The organism is Ideonella sp. (assembly GCF_044358605.1).
In the GTDB taxonomy this organism is placed as follows: domain Bacteria; phylum Pseudomonadota; class Gammaproteobacteria; order Burkholderiales; family Burkholderiaceae_C; genus Ideonella.
In genome coordinates, this window is the sequence record NZ_JBIKNQ010000030.1 from 1 (window position 1) to 17,447 (window position 17,447).

General features: G+C 62.0%; 16 protein-coding genes and 1 tRNA gene. 3 read left to right on the top strand and 14 right to left on the bottom strand.

Features of this window, described 5'->3' with window-relative positions; translation table 11 throughout:
• The 8 genes from rseP to rpsB form a co-directional block, all read right to left on the bottom strand.
• On the bottom strand, window positions 1-884 hold an 884-nt coding region (gene rseP / locus ACIQ3Q_RS11930; RefSeq protein ID WP_396269302.1), incomplete at its 3' end, for an RIP metalloprotease RseP.
• Between the two features lie 20 nt (window positions 885-904).
• Window positions 905-2,098 (bottom strand): 1-deoxy-D-xylulose-5-phosphate reductoisomerase, encoded by a 1,194-nt coding sequence (gene ispC / locus ACIQ3Q_RS11935; protein ID WP_396269303.1) that lies wholly within the window; start codon window positions 2,096-2,098, stop codon window positions 905-907.
• Window positions 2,099-2,105: 7 nt separating this feature from the next.
• The gene (locus ACIQ3Q_RS11940; RefSeq protein ID WP_396269304.1) at window positions 2,106-2,954 is read right to left on the bottom strand and encodes a phosphatidate cytidylyltransferase; all 849 of its coding nucleotides are present in this window, start codon (window positions 2,952-2,954) and stop codon (window positions 2,106-2,108) included.
• 19 nt (window positions 2,955-2,973) lie between these two features.
• Complete coding sequence (locus ACIQ3Q_RS11945; RefSeq protein WP_396269305.1) at window positions 2,974-3,738, bottom strand: isoprenyl transferase; 765 nt, start codon at window positions 3,736-3,738, stop codon at window positions 2,974-2,976.
• Window positions 3,739-3,746: 8 nt separating this feature from the next.
• Window positions 3,747-4,310 (bottom strand): ribosome recycling factor, encoded by a 564-nt coding sequence (frr, locus tag ACIQ3Q_RS11950; protein ID WP_396269306.1) that lies wholly within the window; start codon window positions 4,308-4,310, stop codon window positions 3,747-3,749.
• An 11-nt stretch (window positions 4,311-4,321) separates the two neighbouring features.
• Window positions 4,322-5,032 carry a UMP kinase gene (gene pyrH / locus ACIQ3Q_RS11955; protein ID WP_396269307.1) on the bottom strand — a complete coding sequence of 237 codons (711 nt, stop codon included), beginning with the start codon at window positions 5,030-5,032 and terminating at the stop codon, window positions 4,322-4,324.
• Window positions 5,033-5,125: 93 nt separating this feature from the next.
• Window positions 5,126-6,022 (bottom strand): translation elongation factor Ts, encoded by an 897-nt coding sequence (gene tsf, locus ACIQ3Q_RS11960; RefSeq protein ID WP_396269308.1) that lies wholly within the window; start codon window positions 6,020-6,022, stop codon window positions 5,126-5,128.
• Between the two features lie 120 nt (window positions 6,023-6,142).
• The gene (gene rpsB / locus ACIQ3Q_RS11965; protein WP_396269309.1) at window positions 6,143-6,889 is read right to left on the bottom strand and encodes a 30S ribosomal protein S2; all 747 of its coding nucleotides are present in this window, start codon (window positions 6,887-6,889) and stop codon (window positions 6,143-6,145) included.
• 532 nt (window positions 6,890-7,421) lie between these two features.
• Here rpsB and ACIQ3Q_RS11970 point away from each other — a divergent pair.
• Both ACIQ3Q_RS11970 and ACIQ3Q_RS11975 read left to right on the top strand, forming a co-directional pair.
• Window positions 7,422-8,732: an FAD-dependent oxidoreductase gene (locus tag ACIQ3Q_RS11970; RefSeq protein ID WP_396269310.1), complete on the top strand. Its 1,311-nt coding sequence runs from the start codon at window positions 7,422-7,424 to the stop codon at window positions 8,730-8,732.
• Window positions 8,733-8,795: 63 nt separating this feature from the next.
• Entirely contained in the window at window positions 8,796-10,394 is a 1,599-nt protein-coding gene (locus tag ACIQ3Q_RS11975) for an NAD(P)H-hydrate dehydratase (RefSeq protein WP_396269311.1), read from the top strand.
• Here ACIQ3Q_RS11975 and rnr read toward each other — a convergent pair.
• Window positions 10,377-12,602, bottom strand: a complete 2,226-nt coding sequence (gene rnr, locus ACIQ3Q_RS11980) for a ribonuclease R (protein ID WP_396269348.1) — start codon at window positions 12,600-12,602, stop codon at window positions 10,377-10,379. The genes ACIQ3Q_RS11975 and rnr overlap by 18 nt on opposite strands.
• A 130-nt stretch (window positions 12,603-12,732) precedes the next feature.
• Between rnr and ACIQ3Q_RS11985 the strand changes: the two genes are divergently transcribed.
• Window positions 12,733-12,817, top strand: a tRNA-Leu gene (locus tag ACIQ3Q_RS11985).
• A 221-nt stretch (window positions 12,818-13,038) separates the two neighbouring features.
• Here ACIQ3Q_RS11985 and ACIQ3Q_RS11990 read toward each other — a convergent pair.
• The 5 genes from ACIQ3Q_RS11990 to hflC form a co-directional block, all read right to left on the bottom strand.
• Window positions 13,039-13,560: a phosphoribosyltransferase gene (locus tag ACIQ3Q_RS11990; protein ID WP_210807303.1), complete on the bottom strand. Its 522-nt coding sequence runs from the start codon at window positions 13,558-13,560 to the stop codon at window positions 13,039-13,041.
• Window positions 13,561-13,611: 51 nt separating this feature from the next.
• Window positions 13,612-15,012: an adenylosuccinate synthase gene (locus ACIQ3Q_RS11995; RefSeq protein WP_396269312.1), complete on the bottom strand. Its 1,401-nt coding sequence runs from the start codon at window positions 15,010-15,012 to the stop codon at window positions 13,612-13,614.
• A 51-nt stretch (window positions 15,013-15,063) separates the two neighbouring features.
• Window positions 15,064-16,227, bottom strand: coding sequence for an ATP phosphoribosyltransferase regulatory subunit (locus ACIQ3Q_RS12000; RefSeq protein WP_396269313.1), 1,164 nt, complete (start codon window positions 16,225-16,227; stop codon window positions 15,064-15,066).
• 94 nt (window positions 16,228-16,321) lie between these two features.
• Window positions 16,322-16,510 carry a DUF2065 domain-containing protein gene (locus ACIQ3Q_RS12005; protein ID WP_396269314.1) on the bottom strand — a complete coding sequence of 63 codons (189 nt, stop codon included), beginning with the start codon at window positions 16,508-16,510 and terminating at the stop codon, window positions 16,322-16,324.
• 22 nt (window positions 16,511-16,532) lie between these two features.
• Complete coding sequence (gene hflC, locus ACIQ3Q_RS12010) at window positions 16,533-17,435, bottom strand: protease modulator HflC (RefSeq protein WP_396269315.1); 903 nt, start codon at window positions 17,433-17,435, stop codon at window positions 16,533-16,535.
• Window positions 17,436-17,447 lie beyond the last annotated feature (12 nt).

Genomic DNA, 17,447 nt, shown 5'->3' on the forward strand with positions numbered 1-17,447 from the left:
ACCACCAGCCGTTGACCGGCACGCTCGATCGTCCAGCGCATCGGGGCGGGGGCGTCAACATGAGCACGAATGCGATCTCTCAACCATGCAGCGTCGAGTACCATCTGATCGTCCACCAAGAGAACACGATCACCTTTTTGCAAACCTGCGGCGTGTGCTGCGCCGCCGTCCTTAACATCACCCATCACCGGCTCAGCATAGCCGCCACGCAATCCGATTCGGGTGATGGTCTTCAAGTCGAGTTGGGCACCCTCACCCAGGTGGGACAACTCCAGCAACACTTCTTGGCCTTGGCGACCATCTTCTTTACTCACGAGCAGGTGTAAAGACTGCCCTTGCAGAGCCGCTTGTCCCAAGGTTTGGAACAGATCCGCAAAAGAGGCTACATCGCGCCAGTCTTCTGTGTCAGCAGAACGGCTGGCCTTCACCTTATCACCAGCCTTCAGGCCTGCTTCCGCCGCCAAGCTGGCTTGCGGTGGCGTGGCAAGCACCGCCTCAGGCTCTTTCTTGCCACTCCAGGCCACAACCGAATAAAGCAGGACCGCCAGCAGCAAGTTCAGCAGGGGCCCGGCGGCCACAATGGCTGCCCGCTTGCGCAAGGGTTGGGCATCAAAGGTAGAGGCGCGCTCGGATGGCAGCACCACACTTTCCCGGCTGTCCAAAAAGCGCACATAGCCGCCCAGTGGCAAGGCCGACAAGGTGAATTCAGTAGCACCGGCATGGCGCTGGCGGCGCCAGAGCACCGTGCCAAAACCTAACGAAAAGCGCAACACACGGACCCCACACCAGCGCGCCACTTGGTAGTGGCCCCACTCGTGCACGATGACCAGCAGGCCCAGCGTGATGATGAAGCCGAAGGTGCTGAAAAAAAAGGTATTGAGCATGGTGGAGAGACTTCAGCCTCTCAGGGTTTGGGCAAGGTCGCCATGATGACCTTGGCCGCTTGCCGGGCACGCTGATCCAGGCTCAACAAGCCGTCAATGCTCTGTGACTCCTCGGACTGAGGCAACACCGCCGCAAGCACATCAGCATTGACCCGATGAATCGCATCAAAGCGAATCTGGCGATCCAAGAAGGCAGCTACGGCCTCTTCATTGGCCGCATTCAGCACCGTGGTGCTGCCCTCAGGCCCGCGCAGGGCGTCCCAGGCCAAAAAGAAACCGGGGAAGCGCGCGCGCTCCGGCGCCTCGAAGGTCAATGTCTTGAGACTAAGAAAATCCAAGGTGCTGGCGCCGGATTCGATGCGCTCAGGAAAGGACAAGCCGTAAGCAATGGGCACGCGCATATCAGGCGTCCCCAATTGTGCTAGCACCGAGTTGTCTTTGCAGACCACCATGGAGTGGATGATGCTCTGCGGATGGATGACAACCTTGATCTGCTCAGGTGTAAGGCCGAACAGCCAGCGCGCTTCAATGACCTCCAGCGCCTTGTTCATCATGGTGGCGGAATCCACCGAGATCTTTCGGCCCATCACCCAATTCGGGTGGGCACAAGCTTGCTCCGGCGTGATGTCGGACAGAGTGGCCGGATCACGTTGGCGGAAGGGGCCGCCGGAGGCCGTCAGCACGATGTGGTCGATCCGATCAACCCAGGTATGGCGATCCTCGGGCAAGCACTGGAAGATGGCGGAGTGTTCGCTGTCGATGGGCAGCAGGGTCGCGCCGCCCTCTTCGACCGCCCGCATGAACAGTGCACCGCCAACCACCAGGGCCTCTTTGTTGGCCAGCAGCAAGCGCTTGCCCGCCCGAGCCGCAGCGATGCAAGGTGCCAAACCCGCCGCACCAACGATGGACGCCATGACGGTGGTCACCTCGGAATGAGCCGCCAAGTCATTCAGGGCCTGTTCGCCGGACAGCACTTCGGTGGGGCAACCCTCCGCCTTGAGTCGCTGCGCTAAGGCCAAAGCAGCTTCTGGCTGCACCATCGCGGCATAGCGTGGGCGCCACTGCAGGCACTGCAGGGCCAGTTCCTCCACACGCTGGGCGCCAGTCAGGGCGAAGACCTCATAGCGGTCTGGGTGGCGCGTCACCACATCCAGCGTGTTCGAGCCCACGGAGCCCGTTGAGCCCAGGATGCACAAAGATTGCCGTTTGCTCATCGTCACCTCAAGAAGCGGCCGCCAGCGAGGCTAAGGCCATCACAGCAGGCAAGACGGGCAACAGCGCGTCCACTCGGTCGAGCACGCCGCCGTGCCCGGGCAAAAGTGCGCTGGAGTCTTTGGCGCCCACCGCTCGCTTGACTAAGGACTCCACCAGGTCGCCCATCACGCTGAGCATGCACAAGAAGGCAAGCGAGACCAGCAAGCCCATCGGCCCCAAGCGGCTCCATAGCAGAGCGAACACGCTGGTGCTATCACCGAAGACAGCCACTTCGACATTGAGCCACACCAAGGCCAGCAGCATCACGCCTGCCACACCGCCCATCACACCTTCCCAACTCTTGCCGGGGCTAATGGCGGGGGCCAGCTTGCGGCGCCCAAACAGCCGCCCGGCTGCGTAGGCAGCAATGTCCGCCATCCAGACCAAGCACAGCGCCGACAAAATGAAATCCAGGCCACGCAACTTGGCGCTGGCCAGTGCCAACCAAGCCACCACCAAGATGAAGGTGCCCAGCAGCAAGCGCAAAGCCTGAGACAGACGCGGCCAGCCTTGCGGCCCGGCCTTGAGAGCCAAAGCACCACCCAGAACCCAGCAGCCTGTGGTCAACCACCACAGCCAGGCCGGCACTTTGCCCACCCAACCTAGATCCCACAGCATCACGCAGGCCAAAAAGACCACGCCGCCTACAGCGAGCGCAGACACCAGCGACAGGCCGTTCAATCGCCCCCACTCCCAGCCCGCTGCGGCAATCATGACCAAGGTGATGGCCAAAAAGGGCATGGCATTGCCCGTGATGAGGGCCGGCAGCAGTGCTGCCAACAACACCAGCGCCGTCAAAATTCGAGGCAAAAGCATGTGGGGGACCTGTGTAAGGTCAAGCCGCTGGCCCGGAAGCCTCGGTTTTGACACCACCAAAACGCCGATCGCGGCGCGCAAAGGCCGTCAGGGCCTTATCCATCTCAGCCGCATCGAAATCGGGCCAGAGACAATCTGTAAAGTGAAACTCAGAATAGGCGATCTGCCACAACAAGAAGTTGCTGATGCGAATCTCGCCGCCCGTCCGAATGAAAAGGTCGGGGTCCGGTGCATGGCTCGATGCCATGCGGGCAGACAGCGCCTCTTCGGTGATCTGCTCAGGTGCTAGGCCATCGGACATGGCCTGGCGGCAGGCCTGGACCACGTCCCAGCGGCCACCATAGTTGAAGGCCACGGTTAAGGTCAGACCGGTGTTGTTGGCAGTGACGCGCTCCGCCTCGTTCCAGGCCTCGCGAACCTTGGGAGAGACCGCAGAGCGCTCGCCCATGACCTTGATGCGGACACCTTGCTCGGCCAAGCGCATCAGGTACTTGGAGACGCCCACCAGAACCAGGTTCATGAGACCAGAGACTTCTTCCTCCGGCCGCTTCCAGTTCTCGGATGAGAACGCGTAGAGCGTGAGAAAGCCGATGCCGCGGCGCTGGCAGTCGGCGATGACACTCATCACCGTCTCCATGCCCGCTTTATGGCCGAAAACCCGAGGCATAAAGCGCTTGCGGGCCCAGCGGCCATTGCCGTCCATCACGATAGCCACATGGCGTGGCACTTCTGCCCCTTCAGAAGCAGGCGCAGCAGGAGCGGGACTGCTGGAAAAGAAAGCCATACGAGGCGTCAGACCGCCAGGATCTCGGCTTCTTTACCCGACACCAGCCTGTCGATCTCGCCAATGACGCGATCAGTTAGCTTTTGAACGTCGTCGTGGGTGCGACGCTCATCGTCTTCGGTGGCCAGCTTGTCCTTGACCAGTTTCTTGACGTGTTCATTGGCGTCACGACGCAGGTTGCGCACGGCCACCTTAGCGTCTTCACCGGCATTGCGAACCACTTTGGTCAGCTCTTTGCGGCGCTCTTCGGTCAGCGCAGGCATGGGCACGCGCAGCAGATCGCCTTGGGCTGAGGGGTTCAAGCCCAGATCGGACTCGCGAATGGCCTTTTCAATCTTGGCACCCATGCCCTTTTCCCAGGGCTGAACGCTGATGGTGCGCGCGTCCATCAAGGTGACGTTGGCCACCTGGCTGATGGGCACCATGGAGCCGTAGTACTCCACCTGCACCTGGTCAAGGATGCCAGGGTGGGCACGGCCAGTGCGAATCTTGTGCAGTTCGTTCTTAAAGGCCTCGATGGACTTGGCCATCTTGGCTTCAGCGTTGTTCTTGATGTCAGCAGTCGTCGTCATGCATCAGCTCCTCAGACATGCACCAAGGTGCCTTCGTCTTCACCCATCACCACGCGCTTGAGCGCGCCGGGCTTGAAGATTGAGAACACTTTGATGGGCAACTTTTGGTCGCGGCACAAGGCAAAGGCGGTGGCGTCCAGCACCTGCAGGTTCTTTGCGATGGCCTCATCAAACGAGATGTTGGTGTAGCGCGTCGCGGTCGGATCCTTCTTAGGGTCCGCCGAGTAGACGCCGTCCACTTTGGTGGCCTTCAAGACCACCTGTGCACCGATTTCAGCCCCGCGTAATGCGGCGGCGGTGTCGGTGGTGAAGAAGGGGTTGCCCGTGCCCGCCGCAAAGACCACGACCTTGCCCTCTTCGAGGTACTGCAAGGCCTTGGGACGCACATAGGGCTCGACCACTTGGTCAATGGCAATGGCGGACATCACACGGGCCGTCATGCCTTCTTGGCGCATGGTGTCTGCCAAAGCCAGGGAGTTCATCACCGTGGCCAGCATGCCCATGTAGTCGGCCGTCGCGCGGTCCATGCCGACGGAGCCGCCAGCGACACCGCGGAAGATGTTGCCGCCGCCAATCACCACCGCCACTTCACAACCCAGCTGAGTCACTTCCTGCACTTCGCGCACCATGCGCACGATGGTGGCTCGGTTGATGCCGTAGGCATCTTCGCCCATCAGGGCTTCACCGGACAATTTCAGGAGGATGCGCTTGTACGCTGGCATGCGGTGGACCTTTGCGAAGTGGGATCTTGCGAATCAAATGCAGTGTACGCGTGGCACCCGGCTTGCAGGCACCAACGCGTACAGCGCGAGGGCTTATTGGCCCTTGGCAGCAGCGACCTGAGCGGCCACTTCAGCGGCGAAGTCGTCCACCTTCTTCTCAATGCCTTCGCCCACCACGTAAAGGGTGAAACCCTTGACGACGGTGTTGGCGGCCTTGAGCATCTGCTCCACGGTTTGCTTGCCGTCAGCGGCCTTCACAAACACTTGGTTGGACAGCGAGACTTCCTTCAGGTACTTCTGAACCGAGCCTTCGACCATCTTGGCGACGATGTCGGCAGGCTTGCCAGACTCAGCAGCCTTCTCAGCGGCGATCTTGCGCTCTTTTTCGACCAGGTCTGCGGGCACGTCGGATTGCGACAGCGACACAGGCTTCATGGCCGCCACGTGCATGGCCACGTCCTTAGCGGCCACATCAGAGCCGGTGTACTCCACAACCACGCCGATGCGGGTGCCGTGCAGGTAGCTGGCCAAGTTGCCGCCGTTGGTCCAGCGCTGGAAGCGACGGACAGACATGTTCTCGCCGATCTTGCCGATCAGGCCCTTGCGCACGTCTTCCACGGTGGGGCCGAAGCCGTCTTGGCTCAGCGGCAGTGCCGACAGTGCAGCGACATCGGCCGGGCCGTGCGCAGCCACCAACTCAGCGCAAGCCTTGGAGAAGGCCAGGAAGGAGTCGTTCTTGGTGACGAAGTCAGTTTCGCAATTGACTTCGATCATGGCGCCGGTGGTGCCCGACACGGAGGCGGCGATCACGCCTTCTGCGGTCACGCGCGAGGCGGCCTTGCCGGCCTTGGAGCCCAGCTTAACGCGCAGGATTTCTTCAGCGCGGGCCATGTCGCCCTCAGCTTCCGTCAAAGCCTTCTTGCACTCCATCATCGGGGCGTCGGTCTTGGCGCGCAGTTCTGCGACCATGCTGGCGGTAATCGCTGCCATGTGTATTCTCCGGTTCTATCGAGCCCGTGCATCACGGCTCGGATTGATGAATGAACTTCTCAAAGTTGTGAAAAAGGGGCCTTGAAGCCCCTCATTCACTGGCGCTCAAGCGCGCGAAACTCAGGCTTGCTCGTTGACTTCAACGAACTCGTCGCCTTCAGCGGCAACGGCTTGCACCAACTCGGTGGTGGCGTTGGCCTTGCCTTCGAGGACGGCGTCCGCAACAGCCTTGGCGTACAACGCGACAGCCTTGGCCGAGTCGTCGTTGCCAGGGATGATGTAGTCCACGCCTTCGGGCGAGTGGTTGGTATCGACCACGCCGATGACGGGAATGCCCAGCTTGCGAGCTTCAGCCACAGCAATCTTGTGGTAACCCACGTCGATCACGAACAGCGCGTCAGGCAGTGCAGCCATGTCTTGGATGCCGCCGATGTCTTTTTCCAGCTTGGCCAATTCGCGGTCGAACAGCAGGGCTTCCTTCTTGATACGCAGCTCAGCGCCGGTATCTTTCTGGGCTTGCATGTCCTTGAGCTTCTTCAGCGAACCCTTGACGGTCTTGAAGTTGGTCAGCATGCCGCCGAGCCAACGCTGGTCGACGTAAGGCATGCCGGCGCGCTGGGCTTCCAGGGCGATGAAATCGCGTGCTTGACGCTTGGTGCCCACCATCAGGATGGAGCCGCGCTTGGCCGACAGCTGGCGCACGAACTTCAGGGCTTCTTCAAACTTGGGGAGTGTCTTCTCCAAGTTGATGATGTGGATCTTGTTGCGATGGCCGTAGATGTACGGGGCCATCTTGGGGTTCCAGAAGCGAGTTTGGTGACCAAAGTGGACACCGGCTTCCAGCATTTCGCGCATTGAAACGGACATAATTTCTCCGAAGGTTGGGTCTAGAACTCCGGCCTTCATCGCCTTGTGCGCTGGATATCCAAACGCGCAAAGCAACACCTTGTAAGCCGGGTTCGCGAGTGAGATGCGCTTGAACCACTCGCTCTGTCACCAGAGCGCCAGTGCCAAGCTGCACCATTTGTTTTGCCGCGCGCTTGCCCCGTGGAGGGCCAAGTTCATTCAGCAAAGCCTGCGGATTGTAGCAGTAAGTTGCCCCCTCTTTGACACCGCTCCAGCGAGTCACCCGAGGCACCAGGGTGGCGCGGGGGCGACAATTCTGCAAAAGAGCCCCCCCTCGCTTCCAGCAAATAGGCGCACAAGCACCTATGATCGACGCCCACGCCGCCCCTCCCCCACTCTTTGTGAAGCGCCCCTGCGCGCATTTGTGTCGCTGTGCCCCTTCGAATTGTCGCTGCTTGCCTGAGCGCCCACCCTGTTGCCACACCGGCTCATCACTGCCTGACCGCGGCGCCTTGGGCGCGCTCGACGGCACTGCCCCCGCGAGACTGACGCCATGCGAATTGCAGTGATTGGCGCCGGTATCGTCGGCGTGGCGAGCGCACATGCCCTGGCGCGCGCCGGGCATGAAGTGACCGTGATTGAGCGCCGCGGCAGCGTGGCCACCGAAGGCAGCTTTGCGAATGCAGGTCTGCTCTCTCCCTCACTGGTGGCCGGCTGGGGCGCTGATGTCTTGCTGGAGCCCCAACGTGGCCGGGCAGGCCAAACCTTCAACACCCTGGCCCGCAGCCTTCGCCACCCGAGCATGACGGGCTGGTGGTGGCGGTCTTGGCTGGCGCAGCGGCCACATCTGGAGGCGGCGCGCCGCCCGCATGTCAAGGCCTTGGCCTTGCAGACCCTGGAAGAGCTCCAGGGCTTGAGCCTGAGCTTGGACCTTGGGCACGAACAGCGCCAAGGCTGCATGGTGCTGCTGCGCAGCAAGCGCGAGGCCGCCGCCGCCAAACTGGTGTGTGACCGCTTGACAGAAGCCGGCGACGCGGCGCGCTGGCTCTCTCCGGACGAAGCGCTAGAGATAGAGCCTGGCCTCAACCCGAAAGCAGGGCTGCAAGCGGCCGTGCATTTGCCCAGCGACGCGGTTGCCAACAGCCGACAAGTGGCGCATTTGCTCAAGGCCGATGCCCAGCGCATGGGCGCCGTCTTCCGCTTCGAGCACACCGTGGTCGACATCCAAAGCGGCCCACCGCTCACCGTGCTGCTACGCGATGAAGGCCAAGCACCCCAGTTGGGCAAAGAGTTGCCGACTGAGTCATCCCATTCTGTGACCGACACACTGAAAGCGGACGCCGTGGTGCTGTGTACCGGTCTGGGCTCGCCAAAGCTGCTGCAGTCACTCGGGCTGAATCTGCCCCTGCTGCCCATTCACGGCCACTCCGTCACCGCCCCCTTACCTCTGTTCGAAGCCATGCCCGACCCAGGCCCCCGCGCTGCTTTGGTGGACTTGGCGCAGCAGGTCTCCATCAGCCGCCTGGGCGACCGTATCCGCGTCAGCGGCGGCTTGCGACGCGGCGGCCAACTCCAGCAAGCCGAGGCCAGTGAGCTCAAGCGCCTTTACCGCGCGTTGGACCTCTGGTTTGAAGGCGTGGCGCGCACGTCCAAAGCGCAAGAATGGCATGGCGCACGGCCGTGCTTGCCGGACAGCCTGCCGGTGATTGGCCCCAGCGCCAAACCGGGTATCTGGCTGAATCTGGGCCACGGCAATTTAGGCTGGACATTGGGACTGGGCGGGGCCAAGATGCTGGCAGCCCAGATCTCGGGCCAAAGTGTGGCGCCTGAGGCGGCCGCATTCTCTACCGATCGATTCCGCTGATGGAGGGTGAAGGCCACCAAGTCGTGGCCTTACCTGATCACAGCCCAGCTCCATCGCCCTCTTATGCCCTCTTTGCGTCTGGTGCCGTTTTCTGAGATGACACCCGCAGGGGCGCTTTGGCTGCACGACACAGCGGCCTCGCGTGCCCTGGAGGCGCAAGCGCTGGCCGCTCACCCGCCCTATACCCTGATGGCCCGCGCCGGTTTGGCCGTGGCGCGCTGGACGCGCGCCCTCGCACCGCATGCCCGACAGGTCTGGGTGGCCGTAGGCCCTGGCAACAACGGCGGCGACGGCCTGGCTGCTGCCGCCCACTGGGCCGCCGCAGGCTGTCAGGTCACTGCATTCTTGTGGGGCCTGGCCAAGGAACTGCCGGCCGATGCGCAAAAGGCCTTGACCCTGGCCTGCCAAGCAGGCGTTCAGATCCGAGAAGCTGCGGCCCACTTTCCTAGGCCAGATGCCACCGACGTCAAACCCGATGTAGTGGTCGATGCGCTGCTGGGCTTGGGCCACAACCGTCCGCCAGACGAGCGCCTGCTCGGCTGGATCACTGCGCTTAACGCGTGGCGCACCCACTGCCCGCTCTTGGCCATTGATGTGCCGACCGGCCTGAGCAGCGACCACGGCACGCTCCTCGGTGCGCAAGCAGTAGAGGCGCATGCCACATTGAGCCTGCTCACACTCAAGCCGGGCTTGTTCACCCACAGCGGCCGCCAGCACAGCGGAGAGATTTGGTTCGATGGCTTAACTGCCCATGACCAGCCGCTACCCCCAGCCACCGGCGCGAGTGCCAGACTGACCAGCCCCGCACTCGCACGCAGCCTGCAAGCCTCGCGCCCCCACCAAAGCCACAAAGGCAGCTTTGGCGATGTATGGGTGGTGGGCGGCGCCACAGGCATGGAGGGCGCCGCCACGCTGGCGGCCAGCGCCGCCCTGCAGGCCGGTGCCGGCCGCGTGCTGGTGGCCCCACTGTCCGGCCAGCGTGAGTGGTCCGCGCGCCCAGAGTTGATGTGGCGGAACATGAGTGAATTGCTCAGCCCCGATGTATTGGAGCGCGCCACCGTGGTGTGTGGCTGCGGTGGCGGGAACGCGGTGGCCAGCGTCCTGCCCGAGCTGCTGCTGCGCGCGCAACGCTTGGTGTTGGATGCCGACGCACTCAATGCCATCGGCGCGGACCGCGCCTTGCGCCAGGCGCTGTCACATCGCGCCGAGCGACAACAACGCACCATCCTGACGCCCCACCCCCTGGAGGCCGCACGCCTGGCCCATGGCGACACTGCGCAAATCCAAAATCAAAGGCTGCACAGCGCCCAACGCCTCGCTGCCCAAACCCAAGCCTGTGTGGTGCTGAAAGGTTCGGGCACCGTGGTCGCACAGGTCGACCACCTGCCGTGGATCAACAGCACCGGTAATGCGCGCCTGTCCACGCCCGGCAGTGGCGATGTGCTCGCAGGGTGGCTGGGCGGGCTGTGGTCTCAATGGCCCCACCTACTGCGTGACGAGCTGTGCGACTTGGCGGCCTCGGTGGTGTGGCTGCACGGGTGCGCTGCGGAGTTGGCAGAGGACGCTTCGGAAAGCGGTGCGTCTGCCCTGCCCTTGCTGGCGAGCCAACTGCCCGGCGCGATGACCAGGGCGGTCGACGCCCTCTCAGCGGCGCGACCGTGAACCCGCCTTAGGCGCGCCCTTGGCATCGCGGCCACTCTTCTTGGCCGCAGAGGTGGAGCGTGACGCACCACCCGAACTGGACTTGCCACCGGCGCGCCCAGCCTTCGCCAGCACTTTGGTCGAACGCTTCATGGCGCGGTCTGCGTCCTCCACCGCGGCCAAAGACTCCACGGCCGAGGCGGGCTTCTTGCCTGACACCGTCGCGGGCCGCCCCTTGGAAAGCAAGCGCTCCGCATCGCCCTCTCGAACCAAGCGGAAGTCAATGCGTCGGCCATCGAGATCGACTCGGCTGACCTGCACACGGACCTTGGTGCCAACGACATAGCGCATGCCGGAGCGCTCTCCGCGCAGCTCTTGCCGCAACTCGTCGAAATGGTAGTACTCGCCGCCCAACTCGGTGATGTGGATCAGGCCTTCCACAAACAGGCTCTCCAAGGTCACGAACAAACCGAAGCTGGTGACGGCACTGACGGTGCCGACAAATTCCTCGCCCAAGCGCTCGCGCATATAGCGGCACTTGAGCCAGGCCTCGACATCGCGTGAGGCCTCATCGGCACGCCGCTCATTGGTGCTGCACTGCAGACCGGCAGCTTCCCAATGGCTCACCTCGGTGGCCTGCGATTTGCCTGCGCGCGCCTTACCTTTAGGGGCAGCAGCCAGCTCACCAGTTTCTAGGCGATAGCGCTTGCTCAGCAAGATGGCCTTGATGACCCGATGAACCAAGAGGTCGGGGTAGCGACGAATTGGGCTGGTGAAGTGGGTGTAGGCCGGATAGGCCAAACCAAAGTGACCGCTGTTGATGGGGGTGTAGATGGCCTGCTGCATGGAGCGCAGCAGCATGGTGTGGATCTGTTGATGGTCAGGCCTGTCCTTAGTGGCCTGCGCAATGGCCTGGAACTCTGCCGGCTTGGGATCGTCGCTCAAACTCAAGCCCAGCCCCAAGGCTTTGAGGTAGTTCTGCAGCGTCAAGCGCTTTTCGGGGGTGGGCCCCTCGTGAACGCGGTAGAGGCCCGGGTGCTCCGCCTGGGCGATGAACTCCGCCGCACAGACGTTGGCCGCCAACATGGCCTCTTCGATCAGGCGATGGGCATCATTGCGCATGCGGGGCACGATGCGCTCAATCCGACCGTTATCGTCGCAGATGATCTGGGTCTCTGGGGTGTCGAAGTCGACCGCACCACGCCGACCCCGCGCCTTCAGCAAAGCGCGATAGACCTCATGCAAGTGCAGCAGGTGCGGCAAGATAGCCTGACGCTTGGCCGCCTCAGGTCCGCGGGTGTTGCTGAGGGCCGCCGCCACCTCGGTATAGGTCAGCCGAGCATGCGACGAAATAACGGCTGGGTAGAACTGATAGGCCTGGACCTCCCCCGTGTCGTCCACCAGCATGTCGCACACCAGGGTCAAACGGTCGACCTCGGGATTCAGCGAACACAGGCCGTTAGAGAGCTTCTCCGGCAGCATGGGAATGACACGGCGCGGAAAGTACACCGAGGTGGCGCGCTCGATCGCGTCGTCGTCAATGGCCGAGCCCGGGGTGACATAGTGGCTCACATCGGCAATGGCCACCAGCAAGCGCCAGCCCTTGACGGCGCTGCGGCCACGCCCAGCAGCATAGGGTTCGCAATAGACCGCGTCGTCAAAGTCCCGCGCATCCTCACCATCAATCGTCACCAGCGGCACATCGCGCAAGTCCACTCGCTGCTTCATGTCGGCTGCACGCACCCGATCTGGCAGGGCCTCAGCCTGGGCCAATGTCTCCGTGGAAAACAGATGCGGCACTTCGTACTTACGGACCGCAATCTCGATCTCCATGCCCGGGTCATCGATATCGCCCAAAACCTCTTTGACGCGACCCACGGGCTGGGAGTGCATGGACGGCGCTTCGGTCAACTCGACCACCACCACCTGCCCGGCCTGCGCCTGGGCAATCGCGTTCTTGGGAATGAGGACATCTTGACCGTAACGTCGATCTTCAGGCGCAACCAGCCAGACACCGTTCTCTTGCAGCAAGCGACCAATGATGGGCGCCTTGCGGCGCTCCACGATCTCCAAGATGCGGCATTCGGGCCGACCCTTGCGGTCGTAACGCACGATACGAGCCCGCACCAAGTCCTTGTGCAACACCGCTCGCATCTCGTCAGGCGACACGTAGACATCAGGCTCGCCGTCATCACGTTTCACGAAGCCGTGACCATCCCGGTGGCCCATGACCACGCCTTCAAATTCGCTCAGCAAGGCCAAATTTTTTGGCGCCCCACTTGCACTGTGTTTTGTTTTGATGATATAGTCCTATCTTTCGTTGAGCAGCGCATTAAACAAATGTGCTGCAAGACAAAAAGCCCAGGTGGCGGAATTGGTAGACGCACTAGTTTCAGGTACTAGCGGGTAACTCCGTGGAGGTTCGAGTCCTCTCCTGGGCACCAAATATTGTGACAGGGCCGACGTGAAAACGTCGGCCCTTTTGCATTGCGCCGTCCCTTTGCGTGGCACGCGGGCCAGCAGGTTGAGCGCACCAAAAAAAACGCCGTCTCGTGACGGCGTTTTTTCGTTCGGCACCATGCACTGCCCCGCCGCAAATACGGCCAAAGCGGCAGGCACCAACATGAAGCTCAAGTCTTGAAGACTCACTCAAGCGCTTAGCGTTTCAGACTGCAAACTTCTTGGCCAAGCCATCAGGACGCAGATCGTCGTACTCTTCAAACGGCTGGTGAATCCAAGGGCTGGTGGCCAGCATCTCGACATAGTAGTCAGGGGTGTAGCTCGACACCGCCTTAGACCAGATCACGGCCGAACGCAATTCGCTGATCGAAGGCACCCCACGCAGGCGCTCCACCACCGCCTTCAGGGTCACGCCTGAATCCGCCAGGTCATCCACCAGCAGCACGCGGCCTGCCAGTTCGCCCTTGGGCATGGTGATGTACTTGGCCATGTCCAAACGGCCTTGGATGGTGCCGGCCTCAGCCCTGTAGGAGCTGGTCGACATGATGGCCAGCGGCTTGTCAAAGACACGCGACAGGACATCACCAGGGCGCATACCGCCACGGGCCAAGCACAAGATTTGGTCGAATTCCCAACCCGAGGCGTGCACCTTCAGCGCCAAGCGCTCAATCAGCAGGTGGTACTCGTCCCAGGAGACATAAAGATGCTTGCCGTCGTCAGTGAGCATAGGGGCTCCAGCGGTGGGTGTTGAATGAAGTGAGTAGGAAAGTCGAGTTGATCAAGCCTGGAAGGGATGATGCAACAAGATGGTGTGATCGCGGTCAGGGCTGGTGGAAATCACATGAATGGGCACGCCCGTCACCTGCTCAATGCGGCTCAGATAACGCCGCGCGGCCTCAGGCAGCTTGTCGACCTGGGTCACACCCACGGTACTGTCGCTCCAGCCGGGCAAGGTTTCATAAATGGGCTCACAGCGTGCGATCTCATCTGCACCCATGGGCAAAATGTCGATGGTCTCGCCATCCAAGGTGTAGCCCACGCAGAGCTTCAACTCGCTCAAGCCATCCAGCACATCGAGCTTGGTCAGGCACAGGCCCGACAAACCGTTGACCTGGGCTGAGCGTTTGAGCAGCGCGGCATCAAACCAGCCACAACGGCGCGAGCGACCGGTGGTCACGCCCTTTTCGGCGCCCACGGTGCTCATGTGGTAGCCCGGCGTGCCCGGCACTTCCCAATCCAACTCGGTGGGGAACGGGCCGCCGCCCACCCGCGTGCAGTAAGCCTTGGTGATGCCCAGCACATAGTGCAGCAAACCCGGACCCACGCCCGCGCCTGCTGCGGCATTGCCGGCCACGCAGTTGCTGGAGGTCACGTAAGGGTAGGTGCCGTGGTCCACATCCAGCAAAGTGCCTTGAGCACCTTCAAACAAGAGGTTCGCCCCAGCGGCGTGGGCTTCATTGAGCTCACGCGAGACATCGGCCATCATGGGTGTCAGCAGCTTGGCGTGGCGCATGGCTTCGTCATAGACGGCGTCGAACTGCACTTCACCGTTGACGATGTAGGGCTTGAGCGCGTCTCCAAAGGTGAAGTTGCGCGAGCCCAAGAAGGTGGTCAGCACGTGGTTGTGCAGGGCCAGCAGTTCGCGCAGCTTGCCGGCGAAGCGTTCTGGGTAGCGCAGGTCTTGCACACGCAGGGCGCGGCGTGCAATCTTGTCTTCATAGGCCGGGCCAATGCCGCGCCCTGTCGTGCCGATCTTTTCAGTGCCGCCTTGTTCACGGGCCGCTTCGCGGGCCACATCAAGTGCTGCATGGAAGGGCAAGATCAAGGGGCAGGCCTCGCTGATGCGCAGGCGCGAGCGCACCTCGACACCGGCCTTCTCCAAGCCCTCGATTTCTTCGAACAGCTTGGCGGCAGACAAGACTACGCCGTTGCCGATATAGCACTTGACGCCAGGGCGCATGATGCCGCTGGGGATCAGGTGCAGCGCCGTCTTGACGCCATTGATGACCAGGGTGTGCCCCGCGTTGTGGCCGCCTTGGAAACGGACAACGCCTTGGGCGCTCTCCGTCAGCCAATCCACCAACTTGCCTTTGCCTTCGTCACCCCATTGGGTGCCGACGACGACGACGTTGCGGCCGCGCAGAGTAGAAGGAGCAGCAGAAGTAAGGCCTTGTTGCATGGCTTGGAGGGGATGAACGAAAAGAGTTATCGGAAGAACTGGCGGCTCGCCTTAGCGCGAGCGCAGCAACCACTGACCATTGACCTCGACCAACTCGCGGTCGCAGTCGAATTCTTGGGCCTCGTGCTCATGGCCCGGCAGGATGCACAGAACAGTTTCGCCCCGTGCACGCAGTTCGCGCACGGCGGCACGCAGGCCTGCGGCCTCGCCCCAAGGTGCGGTGATGGCCGCACGCGCAGGTGGCACGGCGGCGGAAGATCCCAGGTCTTTGAGGTCCAGGCTGAAGCCGACCGCTGGGCGGTTGCGACCAAAAATGGCGCCTACTTCGTCATAGCGCCCACCGCGCGCCAGGGCGTTGGCTGCCCCTTGGGCATAGACCGCAAACCGCACGCCACTGTAATAGGCATAGCCGCTCATGTCGGAGAGGTCAAAGCCCAGGCAAACATCGGGATAGGCCTGCGCCACATGGCCGCTGATCCAGCGTAGATCAGCCAGGGCAGCCTTGAGCGCCGGCCGGTCGGGCAACACTCTTGCCGCTTCGTCGAGCACTTCGGCACCACCGTAGAGGTCCAGCAAGGCCAGCAAGGCCTCGCGCGTGGCTGAGGGACAGGCGCTGGAGAGTTCTTTGACCAGGCTCCGGTCTTTGGTGGTCAGGGCCGACACCAATCCGGTTAAGGCCTCCGCATGGAGGGGCAAGCCCGCCAAAACAGCACGCACAATGCGCGCGTCACCCAGGTCAATGGTCAAGGCTTTAGCACCGGCAGCCTGCAAGGCCCCCACAGCCAGTTCTTGAATCTCAAGGTCGGCTTCGAGGCCTGCGTGGCCAAAAATCTCGGCACCAAACTGCAAGGGCTCACGCGTCGCATGAGAGCCCTGAGGCTTGGTGTGTAGAACGGGGCCGCAATAGCAAAGCCGCGTGACGCCCTGGCGATTGAGCAAATGGGCATCAATGCGTGCCACTTGAGGCGTGGTGTCAGCGCGCAAGCCCAGGGTGCGGCCACTGAGTTGATCCACCAGCTTGAAGGTCTTGAGGTCGAGCTCACGGCCTGTGCCAGAGAGCAATGACTCCAAATGCTCCAGCATCGGAGGCATGACCAGCTCAAAACCGTAGGTGCGCGCCAAATCTAAGCATTGACGCCTAAGCTCTTCGATACGCCTCGCCTCAGAGGGCAAGACATCGGCGATGTACTCCGGCAACAGCCAAGCAGAGGACATGAAAATTGGACCGGGTTAAAACCGGCATTGTACTCGTGCCCTGAGCCCGAGATGGCATGAAGTCACAGCAGACTCCCGGGCCGCCAGCCCCCTGTCAGCTTTGCAAGAGCGCAAGCAAGGCCAAGCCGAGCAGCAGGCTGGCCAGCCCGAAGAATCGGAGCTGGCCGTCTGTCAAACTCAGCGCTTTCTCGAAGGCCGCGCGCCAAGCGCCAGGTGCCATCAAGGGCATCAAGCCTTCAAACACCAAGACCAGCGCCAAGGCGCTCCAGAGCACATCGCTCATGGCCTAGAGCAAGCCGACCTCGTCACCGCTTAGGTGCCGCAGCGGCGGCGGGTGCGCCACCTCCCGTGCCGCGCATGGCCTTGAAGAAGTCACCCGTTGGCTCAACCACCATCACATCAGACTTGCTGCGCCAGGTCGAGCGATAGGCTTCCAGGCTGCGATAGAACTGCGCAAACTGGGGGTCACGCCCAAAGGCTGCGGCATAGGTGGCCGAGGCTTCAGCATCGCCCTCACCCATCACCTTCTGGGCGTCACGGTAGGCTTCAGCCACGATCACTTCGCGCTGACGGTCTGCATCGGCACGGATCTTTTCACTCTCGGCTTGACCCTTAGAACGAAGCTCATTAGCCACCTGCTTGCGCTCAGATTCCATGCGTCGATACACCGATTCGGTGATGCTGGCCACGAAGTCGACCCGCTTGATGCGCACATCCAAGATTTCGATACCGAAGGACTTGGCTTCGTCGGCCAAGCGGGCTTGCACGCCCTGCATAACCTTCTCACGCTCAGTCGCCAACACCCCATCCACGGTGCGCTTGGTAACCTCTTCGTTAAAGGCCGCCTGCACCACAGGGCTCAGGCGATTCTCCAGGTTGCGGATGTCGGCACCGTTGTTACGGATGAACTGACGCGGCTCCTTGATGCGCCACTTCACCAGCCAGTCAATCACCAAGCTCTTTTTCTCAGCGGTGAAGATGGGGCGAGTCTCAGGACTGTCCAAGGTCTGGATACGGCGATCCAGAAAGACCACGTTTTGGAAGGGCGGCGGCAGCTTGACCTTCAGGCCAGGCTCGGTGATGACTTCCTTGATTTCACCCAAGGAATACACCACCGCGACTTGGCGCTGGTCCACCACAAACAAGGTGGCAGCCGCCAACATCAACAGGGCCAACAGTGCGCTGGCGAACATTGCAATGCGATTCATGATGTCACTCGT